This window comes from Jeotgalibacillus terrae (assembly GCF_016908195.1).
GTDB classification, from domain to species: domain Bacteria; phylum Bacillota; class Bacilli; order Bacillales; family Jeotgalibacillaceae; genus Jeotgalibacillus; species Jeotgalibacillus terrae.
Genome location: NZ_JAFBDK010000002.1, coordinates 176,024 through 192,276 on the forward strand (window position 1 = coordinate 176,024; position 16,253 = coordinate 192,276).

The 16,253-nt window shown below is 44.6% G+C and carries 14 protein-coding genes; 3 read left to right on the forward strand and 11 right to left on the reverse strand.

Features of this window, described 5'->3' with window-relative positions; genetic code table 11:
* Nucleotides 1-35: 35 nt before the first annotated feature.
* From JOD21_RS02680 to galU, 6 genes are all read right to left on the reverse strand, one after another.
* The gene (locus tag JOD21_RS02680) at nt 36-1,295 is read right to left on the reverse strand and encodes an oligosaccharide repeat unit polymerase (protein WP_204728118.1); all 1,260 of its coding nucleotides are present in this window, start codon (nt 1,293-1,295) and stop codon (nt 36-38) included.
* Nucleotides 1,292-2,806 carry a murein biosynthesis integral membrane protein MurJ gene (gene murJ / locus JOD21_RS02685; RefSeq protein ID WP_204728119.1) on the reverse strand — a complete coding sequence of 505 codons (1,515 nt, stop codon included), beginning with the start codon at nt 2,804-2,806 and terminating at the stop codon, nt 1,292-1,294. Before murJ ends, JOD21_RS02680 begins: the two co-directional genes overlap by 4 nt.
* Before the next feature lie 10 nt (nt 2,807-2,816).
* A complete protein-coding gene (locus tag JOD21_RS02690; protein WP_204728120.1) occupies nt 2,817-3,524 on the reverse strand; it encodes a WecB/TagA/CpsF family glycosyltransferase in 708 nt (235 codons plus the stop codon).
* A 21-nt stretch (nt 3,525-3,545) separates the two neighbouring features.
* Nucleotides 3,546-4,826 (reverse strand): nucleotide sugar dehydrogenase, encoded by a 1,281-nt coding sequence (locus tag JOD21_RS02695; protein ID WP_204728199.1) that lies wholly within the window; start codon nt 4,824-4,826, stop codon nt 3,546-3,548.
* Nucleotides 4,827-4,893: 67 nt separating this feature from the next.
* Complete coding sequence (locus JOD21_RS02700; RefSeq protein ID WP_204728121.1) at nt 4,894-6,213, reverse strand: UDP-glucose dehydrogenase family protein; 1,320 nt, start codon at nt 6,211-6,213, stop codon at nt 4,894-4,896.
* A 6-nt stretch (nt 6,214-6,219) separates the two neighbouring features.
* Nucleotides 6,220-7,098 (reverse strand): UTP--glucose-1-phosphate uridylyltransferase GalU, encoded by an 879-nt coding sequence (gene galU, locus JOD21_RS02705; protein ID WP_204728122.1) that lies wholly within the window; start codon nt 7,096-7,098, stop codon nt 6,220-6,222.
* A gap of 728 nt (nt 7,099-7,826) precedes the next feature.
* On the opposite strand from galU, the gene JOD21_RS02710 reads away from it, so the two are divergent.
* Entirely contained in the window at nt 7,827-9,086 is a 1,260-nt protein-coding gene (locus tag JOD21_RS02710; RefSeq protein ID WP_204728123.1) for a helix-turn-helix transcriptional regulator, read from the forward strand.
* On the forward strand, nt 9,079-9,267 hold the full coding sequence (locus JOD21_RS02715) for a hypothetical protein (protein WP_204728124.1): 189 nt from the start codon (nt 9,079-9,081) through the stop codon (nt 9,265-9,267). The genes JOD21_RS02710 and JOD21_RS02715 overlap by 8 nt, the downstream gene beginning before the upstream one ends.
* A 302-nt stretch (nt 9,268-9,569) precedes the next feature.
* Here the strand turns inward: JOD21_RS02715 and JOD21_RS02720 are convergent, their stop codons facing one another.
* From JOD21_RS02720 to serC, 3 genes are all read right to left on the reverse strand, one after another.
* Nucleotides 9,570-10,028, reverse strand: a complete 459-nt coding sequence (locus JOD21_RS02720) for an IDEAL domain-containing protein (protein ID WP_235420730.1) — start codon at nt 10,026-10,028, stop codon at nt 9,570-9,572.
* A 462-nt stretch (nt 10,029-10,490) separates the two neighbouring features.
* On the reverse strand, nt 10,491-11,675 hold the full coding sequence (locus JOD21_RS02725) for a phosphoglycerate dehydrogenase (RefSeq protein ID WP_204728125.1): 1,185 nt from the start codon (nt 11,673-11,675) through the stop codon (nt 10,491-10,493).
* 703 nt (nt 11,676-12,378) lie between these two features.
* Entirely contained in the window at nt 12,379-13,458 is a 1,080-nt protein-coding gene (serC, locus tag JOD21_RS02730) for a 3-phosphoserine/phosphohydroxythreonine transaminase (RefSeq protein ID WP_204728126.1), read from the reverse strand.
* A gap of 211 nt (nt 13,459-13,669) precedes the next feature.
* On the opposite strand from serC, the gene JOD21_RS02735 reads away from it, so the two are divergent.
* Nucleotides 13,670-14,443 carry a LysM peptidoglycan-binding and 3D domain-containing protein gene (locus tag JOD21_RS02735; protein WP_204728127.1) on the forward strand — a complete coding sequence of 258 codons (774 nt, stop codon included), beginning with the start codon at nt 13,670-13,672 and terminating at the stop codon, nt 14,441-14,443.
* Between the two features lie 225 nt (nt 14,444-14,668).
* On the opposite strand, the gene JOD21_RS02740 is transcribed toward JOD21_RS02735, so the two are convergent.
* Entirely contained in the window at nt 14,669-14,860 is a 192-nt protein-coding gene (locus JOD21_RS02740; protein WP_204728128.1) for a DUF6199 family natural product biosynthesis protein, read from the reverse strand.
* A 131-nt stretch (nt 14,861-14,991) separates the two neighbouring features.
* Nucleotides 14,992-16,242 (reverse strand): S-layer homology domain-containing protein, encoded by a 1,251-nt coding sequence (locus tag JOD21_RS02745; RefSeq protein ID WP_204728129.1) that lies wholly within the window; start codon nt 16,240-16,242, stop codon nt 14,992-14,994.
* Between the last annotated feature and the right edge of the window lie 11 nt (nt 16,243-16,253).

Sequence of the window (16,253 nt, forward strand, 5' to 3'; positions counted from 1 at the left end):
CTTATTAATAATTTTCACAATCTTTCATTTCACAATTAAGGAATTTTCTTTTCCACCGTCGCACTCAGCAGCGCAAAGCCGAGCATCAGTACAAAAATCAGATCTAAAAGCCCCGTGTGAAGCGAGATGGTGAACACTGTCAGCACAAATGCATAACTGATCGTCTGATATGACCGTGCTCCCGTCTGCCTCGTCTGGTTGTACAGAACGGTGATAAATAGCCCGATTAAGCCGAATCCGATGATCACACCGGCGTACCCGAAGTCAGCGAAGAGCTGGCCGAATAACGTTGGCGTTGTGGTCCGCCCGGGACGGGTAATATAGATCCCTTCTTCGACAGTCAGAGAGTTTGCGATTTCAGATACCTTCATTCGCGGTGATGTCTGTTCACCCGGCAGAAGCGGACTCAGAATGCCTCCATGGATCTCACCTAACAGGTACCCTTCCTCATCTGTGTACTCCATGATCTTACTCAGCACGACATGTCCAGTGACACTTTCGTTATTGATCGCGCGAACGAATGCAGGTGTTTCTTCCATCCTTGCTCTGAGCATTTCATTCCGCTCTGCAATCTGATCCACGTTCAGTTCATCTGAGATCTCAGGCAGCTCGCGGCTGTTGAACGGGTTTGATGGATCCTCCGTTGCGAACCGGTAGAAGCCGAACATAGAAAATGCAAGTCCGACGAATACGAGCGCTCCGATAAACCAGGTGAACTTAATCTGCTTGACCATATAGTGAAAAATGATAATGGCTGTAAACAGCATGATCACAAGCGGTGTTCTGTAACCCATCACAACAAACAGGCCAGCCAGCACAGCAAACAGTAGAATGAACAGTCCAACCTTCTTCTCTTTTACAAGGAAGAACCAGCTGATTAAAAATAGTCCGGAAAACCATAAAAGCGCACTCAGGAAGTTCAGCTTCGGATCAAGTGATCGTCTTGCCGCTTCATCACTGATGCCGATCTGTCCTGAACCGATCATAATGATATAAGCAATCAGGCCAAGCCAGGCGAGCGCGAACAGCACCCAGATGCTTTTGCCCTGAAGCTTGTCAGACACGTTTACCGTAAAGCGCCAGTTTTTACTGCGGACAATCCAGACCATGAGCCAGTATGACGCGAGCCCAAGCAGCAGCACAGGCCAGATTGAATATGTTAAGCCGAAATACTCAAACCGTCCGAAGTCAAACAGGCTTGTCCCGAAGTAAAGCAGTACAATAAACGGGAAGAACAGATACGGTGAAAATACGTCAATTCTATTTAGTTCCTGAAGTACGTGTTTGAATTTCATCCTCTGTTCCCTCCCCTTGCAATCAGCTCTTTAAACGGCTGGCTTTTTAGTATGAATAGTCCTGCTGCGTACACGATGATCCCTGTGACGCCGATAATGGCTAGATACAGAATAATCGGAAGTGACGGGATCGCTGTCTGCTGTAAGCCGATCAGTGCAACAGTCATGACTGCTCCTGCAATGAGCACCTTCAGCACATTCCATCCAATCTTCTTCAGATCAAATCCGCCTGTCAGTCTATAAAGCATGGTAAATGTCATAATGCTATACAGCATGCCTACAACGGATGAAGCAAGCGCAAGGCCAACTGCACCATACAGACTTGAGAACCACCAGTTGAAGATAACATTCAGTACGACTGAAATTAATCCGATGCGCAGGATATAATGCCCTTTTGACATCGTATAAAACCCTTTTGCTATAACGGCCTGTATACTGTAAAACAGCACGGATCCGACGTAAAAAATAGCATATGTAGCAGTATCAGCAGTCGCTGCTGCGTCAAACGCTCCTCTTTCGAAGAAGATCTTCACGAGTGGCTCCATGACAAGAATCATCCCGGCAATCGTCGGGATCAGGAACATGATCATAAAGATCAGTCCTTTTTCAATTCCGCTCTTGAACTGATCCATCTTATTGTCAGCATAAGCGGATGCAATTAACGGGAACACAAGCGTTGCAATTGTCACACCGAAGATCGCCTGCGGAATATTGACGAGTCTAAACGCATAATTCAGGTTCGATACGACCCCTGTGTCCATCTGAGCTGAGAAAATCGAGTCAACGGTAAGGTTAATCTGACCTATCGCAATGGTCAGTCCCACCGGCAGGAAGATCAGGTAGAAAGCCTTCACTTCTTTCCGGTCAATTTTCTGCCGCCAATCCATAAATCGCTTCGGCTTAAGGTACACAAGCTTGATTAAAAACGAAATAATCGTACCAATCAGATATCCGATCGGCACCGCATAAATGCCAATCTGGCGGTAAAATAAAAATGAAAATCCGATCATTACAAGTACTACAACGGTTTGTGAGAACGTGGAAAATGAGAACTTCTTCTGCGAGTCGAAGAAACCTTCATATACTGCGTTCATGCCAACGAAGATAATGGCAATAAAATAAATAATGGCAGTCCACGTTGCAATTTCAAAGCCGTCTTCATAGCGGCCAAATTCCGGATAAATCAGCCTCATTAGAAATGGTGAGACGATAATTCCGATAATGGAAATCCCGATTGTAATCCAAAACGTTCCTTTAACGATGTTTGTGAGGTGTGAAAACCCTTTACCTTCCCGGTCGAACTTATAATAGCTCGGCAGGAACGCATCCTTCATACCTGTAAGCATAAAAAGAACGATGGCATTTGGAATGGTCATCGCGGCAAAATAAATATCTGACTGCCCGGAAGCACCAAACAGCCCCGCGATCGTCATGTCACGGAGCATGCTTGAGAACTTTAACAGCAGTGTTGAAAATAGAAATAGTATACTCGCTACTTTGAATTTCGACATAGTAAACTCCTTACTTCTTCAGCACGCTGATCAGGAATTTCGGCAAAATGAGCTGACGCTTAATCCGCTTCGGTTCCTTCAGCAGGCGGTAAAACCATTCAAGCCCGAGGCGCTGAAAGGCTTGGGGCGCACGCTTGATTCTGCCTGACAGCACGTCAAATGAGCCGCCGACACCCTGGAAAATATGCGGGTGCAGTTCGCTCATATTGTTGACGATAAAGTATTCCTGCGCAGGGCTGCCCATTGCAACAAACAGGATATCAGGCTTGGCATCATTGATCGTCTGCCTGATCACGTCAGGATCTTTTTCGTAACCGTTCAGCGTACCTGCTACACGAATGCCAGGGTACAGTCTCTCAAGACTTGCCTGCGCTTCTTCAGCAATACCAGGCTTTGCGCCGAACAGAAACACACTTTTGTTGCGTTTCACTGACTCTTCGCAGATCCGCATCATCATATCAATGCCTGTGACGCGGCTGTTGATGCTGCCGCCTTTTAGCTTTGAAGCCAAAATCACGCCAATCCCGTCCGGAATCTGAAAGTCCGCGCGATTCAGGAGCGTTCTCAGCTCTTCATCCTGCCGGGCTTTCATGATTTTTTCCGGATTGATTGCGACGATGAATGAATTTTGCTGTTCTTCAAGTCTTTTATAGAGTGCGCTTATCAGTTCATCGTAGTTCAGAGGACTGACATCGACTCCGAGATAATTTTCCTTCATGTCATCTCACCTATCCCACTCTTATTCAGAGTGCTTTGAGTCACCTAATAGTCCGAATGCAAAACCTGCCTCTTCCCACGTTACGCGGTCAATACAGTTTTTCGTATCAAGCACAGCTGGTGTGCGCATCTCGGATTTGAAAGCTGCGGGATCCAGCTCTTTAAATTCATTGTGATCTGTCAGGATCAGCACCAGATCAGCATTGCTTACCGCTTCTGTAAAGTCCTGCGTCTGACGCGGCACTTTATTTTCTTTTACATGCGGATCGTAAGCTGTATAATCAACGCCTGCTTCTTCAAGCTGACGAAGTACTTCAAGTGACGGGCTTTCACGCACATCATCCACATTTCCTTTGAACGCCAGACCAAACACTGCCACACGGCCATGCTGAATCTGCTCCTTCTGGAAATACTTCTGTACGCGCTCTACTGTATGCTTTGGCATACCATCGTTCGTGTCACGTGCAAGGTGAATCATCTTCGCAAGGTCAGGCGCAAGCTCTACAAGGAACCACGGGTCAACTGCGATACAGTGACCGCCCACACCAGGGCCCGGCTTATGAATATTCACACGCGGGTGGAAGTTTGCAAAGTCAATTGCCTCCCAGATATTCACATCAATCTTTTCAGCGATCTTCGCAAGCTCATTGGCAAATGCGATATTGATATCGCGATACGTATTTTCAATGACCTTTACAAGCTCAGCTGTCGTTGCGTCTGTTAGATGGATTGTTCCTTTGACAAACGTTTCATACAGCTCTTTTGTCTTCTGTGAAGATTCAGGGCTGATTCCGCCGACAATGCGGTCATTCTGTACAAGCTCTTCAAAGATCTTACCCGGAATCACACGCTCTGGTGAGTGTGACACAAGCAGTTCAGTTCCGAACTCAAGACCTGTTTCTTTTAATACAGGCAGCATCACATCTTCAACAGTACGCGGTGGCACGGTTGATTCAAGGATGACCAGGTTGCCTTTTTTCACAAAAGGAACGATTGATTCTGTCGCCATGCGCACATAATCAAGGTTCGCTGTTTTATCGTCATTGATCGGTGACGGAACGGCAATGATGAACACGTCCGCTTCTTCAGGCTTTGTTGATACAGTAAGTGTGCCTGCATCTACGGCTTTTTCAAGGTACTCCTGAAGACCGTTTTCTTCAATATGAAGCTGTTTATTCTGAATCATGCTGACTGCTTTTTCATTTACATCAACGCCGTGAACCTTAATGCCGTTATTTGCAAACATGACAGCAGTCGGAAGGCCTATATAGCCAAGACCTACAACACAAATTTTCTCAAACATACGTTTTGTACTTCCTTTCATCGGCTTATCTTCAATAAACCTGCCTTTTATTATATCGAAAAAACGCTTAAGTTGACATACTCATACGAAAAGAATTTCCGCTCCGTCCGATCGAATGGTAGTGAATGCCGCCACTGAGCATATCACCTGGATCAAAGCAATTCCGTCCGTCAAAAATCAGCGGACGTTTCATCAGTTTTGTAAAGAAATCAGGCGTCTGTTCTTTAATCTGCTGCCAGTCTGTAATAATAAACGCTGTTTCAGCACCGCGGAGCGCTTCTTCAAGCGAGTCAGTATACGTCAGATCAGGGAACACTGCCTTCATTTTATCCGTAGCGATCGGATCATATGCGATAATATCAGCACCTTTTCGCTGAAGCTCTTCAATCATATGAATCGCCGGTGAATCCCGCGTGTCATCTGTATTCGGCTTAAATGCAAGTCCGAGCACAGCCGTTTTGGTGCCACGGTGAATCGCGCTGTACTCATTGGCCTTTTCCATCAGCTTGTTATGCTGCAGCTCATTGACCTCAAGTACAGCATTCAGCATACGGAATTCATAGCCCGCTTCAGCAGACATCGACGTAAGTGCTTTTGTATCTTTCGGGAAGCATGAGCCGCCAAAACCGATCCCGGCTTTTAAGAACTGGGTGCCGATCCGCTTATCGAGCCCCATACCTTTCGCGACTGCTTCCACATTTGCGCCGGTAATCTCGCAGATATTTGCGATTTCATTAATAAAGCTGATCTTGGTCGCTAAAAATGCATTGGATGCGTATTTGATCAGTTCTGCACTTTTCGTATCAGTCTGCACGACTGGAATGTCAAATGGCTCATACAGTGCAGCGACCTTTTGAACAGCCGGCTCATGATTACCGCCGATGACAATCCGGTCCCCGTGAAAGGCATCATAGATTGCATTGCCTTCACGCAGGAACTCAGGGTTTGATACTGCGTGAACGTCAATTTTTGACTTGCTGCGGATGATGTCTTCGACCATTTCGTTCGTCCCGACAGGCACTGTGCTTTTTGTGACGACGATGATGTCATTTGTCACAGTATCAGCAATGTCTGCTGCAGCCTGTCTGACATACGACAGATCTGCCTGACCGTTTTCACCCTCAGGCGTACCGACTGCGATAAAGATCATGTCTTTCCCGTGATAGGCTTCAGTGCGTTCTGTTGTAAAATGCAGCCGCTCTTCACGGATGTTTTTCTGCAGCATCTCATCAAGCCCCGGTTCAAAAATCGGTGACTTGCCGCTGCGGAGTAATGCTATTTTTTCTTTTGATATATCAAGACAGGTAACATGGTGTCCCACCTCTGCCAGGCAGACGCCTGTGACAAGGCCGACATAGCCTGTACCTGCAATTCCTATATGGTTCATGATGATTTATCCTTTCTGACGTGCCATCAGTTCCTCCAGATAATCCAGGAGGTCCCCTTTCAGGTCTTCCCGTTTAAGCCCAAGTTCAAGCGTCGCTTTAATAAAACCAAGCTTATCCCCGACATCATAACGGTTGCCGTTAAAATAATACGCAAGCAGCTGCCCCGGCATCTGTCTCAGCGCATCCGTCAATTCGATTTCACCCCGTGCACTCGGCTCAAGGTTCTCAAGTATATGAAACACTTCAGGCTGCAGAATATATCTGCCCTGAATCGCAAGCGTGGAAGGTGCATCTTCTATAGAAGGCTTTTCAACCAGACTCTCAATGGTATACAGGTGATCTTCAATCTGCTCACCCGGAGAGACGATCCCGTATTTCGAGACGTCCTCTTTCGGCACTTCCTGCACGCCGATCACAGAACTTCCAGGGTGCTCCCCGTAAATATCAATCAGCTGCTTCAGGCATGGCGTATCAGACTCAACAATATCATCACCTAAAATGACCGCAAACGGCTCATCGCCAATAAAGCTTTTCGCACACAAAATCGCATGTCCGAGTCCTTTAGGCTCTTTCTGCCTGATATAATGAATGTTCGCCAGGTTGGATATGTGCTTCACCTGATTCAGCAGTTCACGCTTTTCTTTTTTCTCAAGGGTTTCCTCCAGCTCATACGATTTGTCAAAATGATCCTCAATCGCACGCTTACCGCGGCCGCTGATAATAATAATATCTTCAACACCCGATGCGATCGCCTCTTCCACTATGTACTGGATCATCGGCTTATCTACAATCGGCAGCATTTCCTTCGGCTGAGCCTTCGTCGCCGGCAGCATTCTCGTTCCAAGGCCGGCAGCCGGAATAATCACCTTACGCACCTGCTTCATCCAAACCCCTCCCCTACACTTCTTTCAATCTCACTATTATAACGCAAAAGAGGTAATATCTGATAGCAAAAACGTGATTTTGCACATTATCCTATTGTATGCGAGTGTGATGATGTGTGCCAGTAGGAGATGTGAAATTTAAAGGAAATGTAATGGTTGTTATACTGAAGACCCGGGACAGTCCCGGGTCTTCAGGGGCTGGCTGTTTGGCGGGTAGGTCGTATAGGTGCTGAATGTGGTCGTGTTTCGGCTGCTTATGGTCGGATACACCCGGGTTTGTGGTCATATGAGCGCTTGCGGTGGTCGTATGAGAGGAATTAAGGGTCGCATCCGGTATTTTCATTGCAGCGACACACCCTCTTAATGCTTTTGAGAAACTAAAGGCTTGTTTCTGAAGGGCATGCAAGGCGGCTTCGCTTTGTGCGGGCGTGGTTGTAGAGTTTTGGCTGGCAGGTGGGGTGTTTTCGCGCACAGCTGTAGGATACACCCGGCTTTATTGCAGTGAGACGGGCCGCAGCTGTAGTGAGACGTGAATGGGTTGCAGTGACCGAACTCGTGACTGCATAACCCTCTGGGTAATGACTATATCGAAAGTCTTATATTATAATAGGAAGAGAAGATTTGAACCGCTTTGCCTTTTCGCAGGGAACTGCGCTTAGTAACATAAAGAAATAGATTTTAAAATATACATACACTTTTATACATAGATAACGAATGGGGGATGGCAGATGAATGTCGGGTCAATTATTAAGTATTACCGCACGAAAAAAGGCATGACACAGACAGAGTTGGCTGAAGGCATTTGCTCAATTTCTCACTTGAGTAAGATTGAGACGAATATGTATTCGGCGAATGAAGAGACTGTGGGATTGTTGTTGGATAAGCTTGGACTTCAGCTTGATGAAATTGCTGATAATCTTGCTGAATTGAAAGAAATACTGCAGGAGTTCATTTCTTCTGTTTTTATGAGAGATACAGCGACTATGGACACCTTATTTGAAGAAATGATGAAAAAAGAAGACTATTTTGAAACGAGTGAGTATGTAAATTTATTTCATTTATATAAATACAGATATTTTCTTAATAAAGCTGATTTAAAAGAAGCACAGGTGCAGTTGAAGATTCTGCAAAGACTTAAAACTACTTTTGATCCAATTGAAAGTAATATCCTTACATTCTTTAGCGGTTTCCACTATACAATAACTGAAAAAACAGAAGAAGCGATTAAGGCTCTAAATAAATTCTTGGAAAACCCACTCCCTGTAGGAGGTCAATGGGTTGGAGAAGCGTATTATCTGCTTGCCCGTGCCCACGTCAGTATGAATCAAAATGAAGCAGGGCTTATTTTTAGTAAAAAAGCGTATGATATCTTCATGAATGAAAGTAATTTTTCAAGACAGATTCATTCTCAGACAATTATAGGGATCAGTTACATGCGCCTGAACCTTTATAATGAAGCCATTGCAATCTATAAGCCTCTATTGCAAAATACGCGCATGTTCTTTCGGGACTCACTATATGCCGGCGTCCTTGTCAATTATGGAAGGTGCCTGCATATGTCAAAGCAATATGGAAAAGCACAAAAATATCTTGATGAAGCACTCGAACTTGCAGAACCATATACGGAAAGCCATGCAGTCGGATTACTTATTTGGTTAGAGAATGTCCAGAAAAATCGTAAAGTAAATAAACAATGGCATAGCAGGGTACAACTTTTAAAAGAATCTTATAAAGAAACATACGGAAAATACTATTATCATTACTCCACGTATTTAGAAAAATTAGAATTTTCCCAACTCGAAGGAGTTAAATATGCGGTAAAATGGTTGTATCCTTACTTAGTGAAACATCAGAACTATGGGGATGCACGTGAAATCATAGAAGTGATCATTGATTACTATAACGAAATTGGGGACTTTACTAAGACCAAGGAGTTTTATGATCAATGGAGGCTACTAATAGAAAAGGAGAGAATATATTATGGTTAAATTAAAGAAACTTATCACTGCCGGAGCTCTTGGGGTCACTGTATTGGCTGGAGGCTTTATGGCTGGAAGTGCTCTCCACACAGCAACAGATTCTAACCAGACAATTCATCAAGTTGCGAGTGACGACACTTATGGAACACAAACAGTTAAAGATCGAACTGTGCTTCCTCCTGCCAGATAAAGGAAATACAATTTTCCCAATAGACAATGTTGCGAACCTATCCTACAATAAGATTATGAAATGACCCAGCAATACCCTCTCATTTAACCGTCCGATTTGATCGGGCGGTTCTTTTTGTGCTTTTTTAGAGTAATTGTGACTTTCGTACATATAAGTGTCGATTTATGAGACCTTGGAACAATTTTTCTAAAAAAATTTCCGACTGTTTTTGACAAAATTTTTGGATTTTTCCCAACTTTAAAACCCTCTCTTCTGTTGGTCAGATGAGAGGGTTTATGGCTCGCTTCGGGTTCGGGCTTTCATTACTGGGCCGCCTCCTCTGTTTTCAGCTGGTCAGTAAGCTGCATAAACAGGTCACGGTCTCCTTCCAGGAGGGCTTTATCGATCAGTCTGTATAGGTTCTGCATCTCAAGGTTGCCGATTTCTTCATTCATTGCTTCTTCCTCCTCGTCTGCCTGAATTTGCTCAACGTAGAATTGGGAGACTGCTTTTAGATGATCAACCAGATCTGATATTTGCAGCAGCTGGAACAGCGGTATTCTGAAGATCCGTGTGCCTCGCTGGAAGACGAAAATATCAGTCAGGTTTTCGATTTGGCGTGTTTTCAGATTAATTCTGATCTCGTTTGATTCGACCGGGATAAATTGATAGACTTCCTCTCCCTTAACGACGGAGAAGTATTGGTACGCGAATACCAGCTTGAGCTCATGGCCTTCCTGAAGCGTGTAAAACGGCTTCATCATTTTAACGGTCAGCAGCATTGTTCTCCCTCCTGTCTTTAGTTGTAGTCGATCCCCGCAGATCCTTTACACGGATCTGCCCGTTATTCGAAATAAGAGTTTCCCTTCTTGAGACAGTGTGATGAGATTCACTGGTTAAGTCATTTAAGTTGAATATTATTTAAATATTCAGTACTTTAACATAATTATCGTATATTTTATGCAAAATGAAAAGGATAAATGTTTGAATATTTTGTGGATAGCATATTGAATGCTGGTTATTAAGGGAATTTTTCTGATAAATCAAGGAATTTAAGGTGGTTGTTATTTACTTTTTGGGAGATAACAGTAGAATGTTCTGATTAGTTTGGAAAATTTGATTTCAAATTTTTGGTTATATTTTATCGTGATGAAGTGTCTTTGTGAGATGGCAGGGAATTTTGCAGTTGTTTGTGCTTAGAGTGAAAAAGCGAAGACCCGGGACAGTCCCGGGTCTTCGCTCTTTTAGTGCCAGCCGTTTGCGATGTGTCGCGCGCGGATGACGCCTTCTATTTTTTGGAGTCTATTCATGATATCTGTTGCTTCTTCGTTGTTAAGTTTGTTGTCGATATCGATTAGCGTATAGGCAAATTCTCCGCGGCTACGGTTCAGCATGTCTGCAATGTTGAAGTTACGTTCTGCGAGCAGCTGTGAGAATTGGCCGAGCATATTCGGGATGTTGCGGTGCATGATTGTCAGGCGCCCCGGTGATGTAAGCGGGAGGCTGACGTTTGGCAGATTGACTGCATTTTTGATATTACCTGTTTCAAGGTAATTCTTCAGCTGCCTGGCAGCCATGATCGCACAATTTTCCTCAGATTCAGTTGTTGAGGCACCAAGGTGCGGTGTAGCCACTACATTGTCCATGCCAAAAATATCATCGCTCGGGAAGTCTGTAATATATTTGCCGACCGTTCCGTCCTGAAGCGCAGCTTTCAACGCTGCATGATCAACAAGTTCTCCGCGGGCAAAGTTGATAAAATGAATGCCTTTTTTCATGGCTTTGAATGCTTTTTCATCAATAATGCCGGTTGTTTTCGGGCTTAAAGGCACATGAATGGTTATGAAATCACACTGGGACAGGAGTTCTTCAAGCTGATGAACGCGCTTAACACTTCTTGAAATGGTCCATGCTACGTCTACTGACACAAATGGATCGTAGGCCATCACTTCCATGTCGAGTGCGAGTGCATCATTGGCTACAACGGATCCGATATTACCGAGCCCGATGACACCGAGCTTTTTACCGGCTACTTCATGACCGATAAACGCTTTTTTGTTTGCTTCCACTTTTTCAGAGATGTCCGTTTCCCCTTTTAGCGAGTGGGTCCACTGAACGGCACGGAACAGGTTGCGGGAGCTTGCGATCAGGCATGAGATCACGAGTTCTTTTACAGCATTGGCGTTCGCACCAGGGGTGTTGAACACGACAACGCCCTGTTCAGAGCACTGGTCGATCGGGATATTGTTCGTTCCGGCCCCTGCACGCGCAATCGCCTGAACGGTTTCAGGAATCGGCTGCCCGTGCAGCTTGTGGCTTCTCAGTAAAAGAGCATCCGGGTCATTGCCCGCATTGATCTCGTATTGTTCATCTAAAAGTTTCAGTCCTGCATCAGCGATTTTGTTATAGGTTTGAATCTGATAAGTCAACGTAGAGAACCTCCTGATATATACATAAAGTGATGGTGCAATGACGTCAGTAATCTGCGTTTCAGGTGGCGCTTTCCAAGTGGATGGACCGACTTGTGGTCCCGATGAGCCTCCTCGAGCTTCGCTCCGCGGGGTCTCATCTGTCCATTTTATCCCGCTGGAGTCGCCACCTTCCACTTCGATCACTGACAGATGGATGAAATTACATCATTTTCTTTTTTATGAAGCTCTGTCAAAGTTGGCTGTTGATTTCCGCTCCAGGGGGAACGCTTTCCGCAGGGCGTGCGGTGAGCCTCCTCATCGCTCCGCGCCTGCGGGGTCTCACCTGTCACGCTTCTCCTGCTGGAGTCGTCCCCCTTCCGCTGCAATCACCAGCTGTGCTAAAACAACATTGGGCTTTAACACAGCCTTTTACAAAGAAAAATATAATAACTATATGGGCTTTTTTATCAATAATTTTTATACTAAACCAGACAGTCTATAAGGTTAGAAGACCAAGTATATTGACCATCCCTGCTAACTCACTTCAAAAACAGACAGAGTAGAGTTCCAAGAAACAAAGTTGATCGCAGTGGAAAGCGGGGACTCCGGGACGATTAGCGGGACAGCTGAGACCCCGCAGCCGAAGGCGAGGAGGCTCAGCGACCGCCGTCCGGAAAGCCTCCGCTTGAAACGGAGATCAACGGTTCGCTTTAACTAACTTTTATTTCATCGTCTCCTCAAATTCCCGCATCGCCTCACACAGCCGCTCCACATGCTCAAGCGGCATCGCATTGTAAATACTTGCGCGCATGCCACCCACCGACCGGTGACCTTTTAGTTCCACCAGCTGCTTCGACGCTGCAAAATGTAAAAACGCACGGTCTGTTTCTTCGCTGTCTGTTTTAAAAGGCACATTCATCAGCGAACGATCTTCCTTTTTAACAGGCGAATGGAAAATGGTCGATTGATCGATTGTTTCATATAATAAGGAAGCTTTTTCGCGGTTGCGCCTTTCAATCTCTTTGACACCCCCGAGTGAATCAATCCACTCAAGCATAAGACCGATCATATAAATGCCGAATGTCGGCGGTGTATGATAGAGCGAATCTGCTTTCGCATGCGTTTCGTAATTCAGCATGGTGGGCAGTCCGTCCGGGGCGTGCCCGATCAGGTCGTCCCGTATGATCACGACTGTGACGCCGGACGGTCCGAGATTTTTCTGTGCGCCTGCGTAGATCATGCCATAATCACTGACGTTAATCTCCTCTGACAGGATGCCGGAGGACCAGTCATTGATGATCGGCGCATCAGTTTTTGGCAGGTGCGTAAATCGCGTTCCTTCTATTGTATTGTTACCGGTGATGTGGACGTAGGATAAGTTTTTTGACTGTGTAATCTGAGAGAAATCAGGAATTTGTCTGAACTGATCCTCTTCGGATGTTGCTGCGACAGTGGTTTGTCCGACCTTTTTAGCTTCTTTTAGTGCTTTTTGGGACCATGATCCTGTAATAATGTAGGCCGCTTCGTGATCTTTTTGTAACAAATTTAATGGAATCATGCTGAATTGTAACGATGCGCCACCCTGTAAAAATAATATTTTATAGTTTTCAGGGATGTTCATCAGTTTTCTTAAGCGCTGTTTTGTGTTGGACAAAATTTCCTCAAAGGCTTTTGAACGGTGACTCATTTCAAGTACCGACATACCTGCGTGATTCGTGTCGACGAGTTCAGATTGCGCTCGCATCAGTACTTCGAGCGGCATGGCTGAAGGCCCCGCCGAAAAGTTGACGACTCGATCCATCAGATTTCTACTCCTCTCTTACACTTTAAATCATTAAAATATCCTTTCCAATAATAGAGTATAGTATAGTCCTCAGGCGTACACATGTCAACGCTGTATAGACAAATTTGACCGTAATGTAATTGTTATCTCTCTCTAACTGTTTTGTTATTGCAGTGAAATGTATGCGTGTTATGCTAGGTCCTGTTAGTGAAAAGGAGGTAATTCAATTATGAAAAAACAAATCGTTGCACTAACTGCAATCGCAGCATTATCAACAGGCGCAGCAGCGTCAGCATCAGCAGCAGATTATTCAGTAAAAAAAGGTGACACTCTTTGGAGCATCTCTCAAAATAATAATGTAACAGTAGAACAAATTCAGGAATGGAACAATCTATCTTCTGATCTTATTTATCCGGCACAAACACTTAAAGTTTCTGGTGAAGCACAAGCTGCTTCAAACGACACGTATACAGTAGTGAAAGGCGACACACTTTATAAGATCGCCCAGGCACACGGTATTACTGTAGGTGAACTTATGAGCTGGAATGGCCTTTCAAGTGACCTGATCTTCCCTGGACAGGAATTCTCAGTAGCTGGACAGGCAGCAGCTCCGGCAGTCGCTCAAGCTGCAGCACCGGCACAGAACTCAGGTCAAACTCAGTCAACTGAAGGTGTACAAGGAACTGGTGGCGAAGCACCATCATCTGATGCAGTTCAGGAAATGACAGTTACAGCTACAGCATATACTGCTTATTGTGCAGGCTGCTCTGGTGTAACAGCAACTGGAATTGACCTCCGTGCAAATCCTAACCAGAAAGTAATCGCAGTAGACCCTAACGTCATTCCACTTGGATCACGTGTATGGGTTGAAGGTTACGGAGAAGCAATCGCTGGAGATACTGGCGGCGCAATCAAAGGAAATAAAATCGACCTATTTATTCCTTCTCAACAAGACGCTCTTAACTATGGCGTACAAACTGTAGACATCAAAATCCTTGACTAATAGGATTTTATAATAGAAGAAACCCCGTCGTTCTGCTGAGCGACGGGGTTTTTGATTGGTTTTGAGGTTGGTAAGTTATTGGACTGAAAGGTTAATGGTTTTATTGTGAACTCCGGAGTGGTATGGCCAGATCGTAATTCCTTCAACATACATCTGATTTCCATCAGCACCTGAGTTTTTTCCATCCCCTATCACACGCCAGCCCATCCACGCTCACAAAGCAGGCTAATTAATAAACGCATCAAGCATATAGAAAAAGCCGGCGATCAACATTAATATCCCTACGCCGCGATAAAAAATCACAGACAGCTCACTCTGCTCAGCGTTTACCAGCCATCCGATTCCGATAAACCAGGGGATCACCGGTTTCCATGTAATAATCAGACCAAAAAATAATAGAAAAAATCCTGATAGCATGTTTGTCTCCTTTTCACACATTATCAATTTGGTAGTACAGTGTTCATCATCCATCAGTGGAAAATTTCACAAAAAAAGCTGAACAGGCTTGTTGAAGCCTGTTCAGCTCTAACACTACAATTCCACTCAGCTTAGAATAATACAAGCCCTGTTTCTTTATCAATTTTGATTTCGTATTCACCACGGCTTGAATATGCCTTAAACACATACATGCTATCTTCTTCACTGACTAATTCGTATTTGTAGATAGTAGTAGAACCATCATTTGCGCGAGTTTCACCTTCCATATAATTAGCTGCTTCCTCAGCAGTCAGGTTCAGTATCGGCATATCTTCTTTATTTTCAAAATATGTTCTATTGTAATCATTTACTTTCCAAGTGCCGTCATCATTTTTAATTTCAATATGATACTCAGTGACTGGAACTAATCCGGTTTGTGTATACATCACTTTCAGTTCAATTGTATCTTCATTGTTTTGAATCATATCAAAGCCAAGCTTACTAGTGAAAGCGCCTGTGTAGTACAATCCATCACATGCACGGCACTGATCTTCATAGTTTTCAATTACAGTAGGTTCATATCCAACCGTTACTGATTCAAGCATTTCATCACGGAAGTTTTCATATGGGAATACTGGTTCGTTAGCATCTGTTTTGATCACATTACTATAAAATGTATCTTTCATTTTATTAAATGTACCTCTTGCCTGCACCCATGCCATGTCATCATTCAGCTCTTTCGATTGATAGATGCGGTCGATGAATGCAGCGAGCTGGTAGCGCGTTACGTCATTATAAGATGAGAATGTATCTGGTGATGTACCTGTCGTGATACCCGCATCAACCAGCGCTTTTACATAAGGGGCTTCCCAGCTGTCACTGCTGATATCGTTAAATCCTGTATCCGTATCATTTTCATCAAATGGCAGATCGAATCCTTCCACCAGCATTTTAGCGATCTGGGCTCTGTTCAGGCGGTCTTCAGGATTGAAGTTGCCCTCTGCGTCCCCTGTTACAACCCCGTCATTTTCAAGCAGCGTTACATAATCATGTGCCCAGTGCCACTCATCAACATCCGGAAAGTCACTCACGTTTTGTGTAGCCTGGATGTTCCCTACACCATTTGAAATCATTTTTGCAGCCTGTGCACGTGTGATTTCCTGGAACGGTCTCATCTCATAGCTGACGCTGCCATCAGCGTTTGCCTGATCATAGCCAGTCATGACTCTTTTGAAAAATACACTTTCGATCGGGCCGTAAGCGTCACTCTCAACGCTCACATCTGTAAATAATTCTTCAGCCTGTGCCCCTGCTGCAAATCCTAATGATAATACGCCCGCTCCAACAGTTGTAAGCAAGCCTTTTGCTAAACGTTTTTTCATCATGATATCCT

Excerpts from the sequence above, each read along its gene's own strand:
- JOD21_RS02690 (WP_204728120.1), bottom strand. The coding sequence starts at position 3,524 with ATGAAGGAAAATTATCTCGGAGTCGATGTCAGTCCTCTGAACTACGAT.
- JOD21_RS02680 (WP_204728118.1), bottom strand. The coding sequence starts at position 1,295 with ATGAAATTCAAACACGTACTTCAGGAACTAAATAGAATTGACGTATTT.
- JOD21_RS02745 (WP_204728129.1), bottom strand. The coding sequence starts at position 16,242 with ATGAAAAAACGTTTAGCAAAAGGCTTGCTTACAACTGTTGGAGCGGGC.
- JOD21_RS02740 (WP_204728128.1), bottom strand. The coding sequence starts at position 14,860 with ATGCTATCAGGATTTTTTCTATTATTTTTTGGTCTGATTATTACATGG.
- serC (WP_204728126.1), bottom strand. The coding sequence starts at position 13,458 with ATGGATCGAGTCGTCAACTTTTCGGCGGGGCCTTCAGCCATGCCGCTC.
- galU (WP_204728122.1), bottom strand. The coding sequence starts at position 7,098 with ATGAAGCAGGTGCGTAAGGTGATTATTCCGGCTGCCGGCCTTGGAACG.
- JOD21_RS02695 (WP_204728199.1), bottom strand. The coding sequence starts at position 4,826 with ATGTTTGAGAAAATTTGTGTTGTAGGTCTTGGCTATATAGGCCTTCCG.
- JOD21_RS02720 (WP_235420730.1), bottom strand. The coding sequence starts at position 10,028 with ATGCTGCTGACCGTTAAAATGATGAAGCCGTTTTACACGCTTCAGGAA.
- JOD21_RS02715 (WP_204728124.1), top strand. The coding sequence starts at position 9,079 with ATGGTTAAATTAAAGAAACTTATCACTGCCGGAGCTCTTGGGGTCACT.
- JOD21_RS02710 (WP_204728123.1), top strand. The coding sequence starts at position 7,827 with ATGAATGTCGGGTCAATTATTAAGTATTACCGCACGAAAAAAGGCATG.
- JOD21_RS02735 (WP_204728127.1), top strand. The coding sequence starts at position 13,670 with ATGAAAAAACAAATCGTTGCACTAACTGCAATCGCAGCATTATCAACA.
- murJ (WP_204728119.1), bottom strand. The coding sequence starts at position 2,806 with ATGTCGAAATTCAAAGTAGCGAGTATACTATTTCTATTTTCAACACTG.
- JOD21_RS02700 (WP_204728121.1), bottom strand. The coding sequence starts at position 6,213 with ATGAACCATATAGGAATTGCAGGTACAGGCTATGTCGGCCTTGTCACA.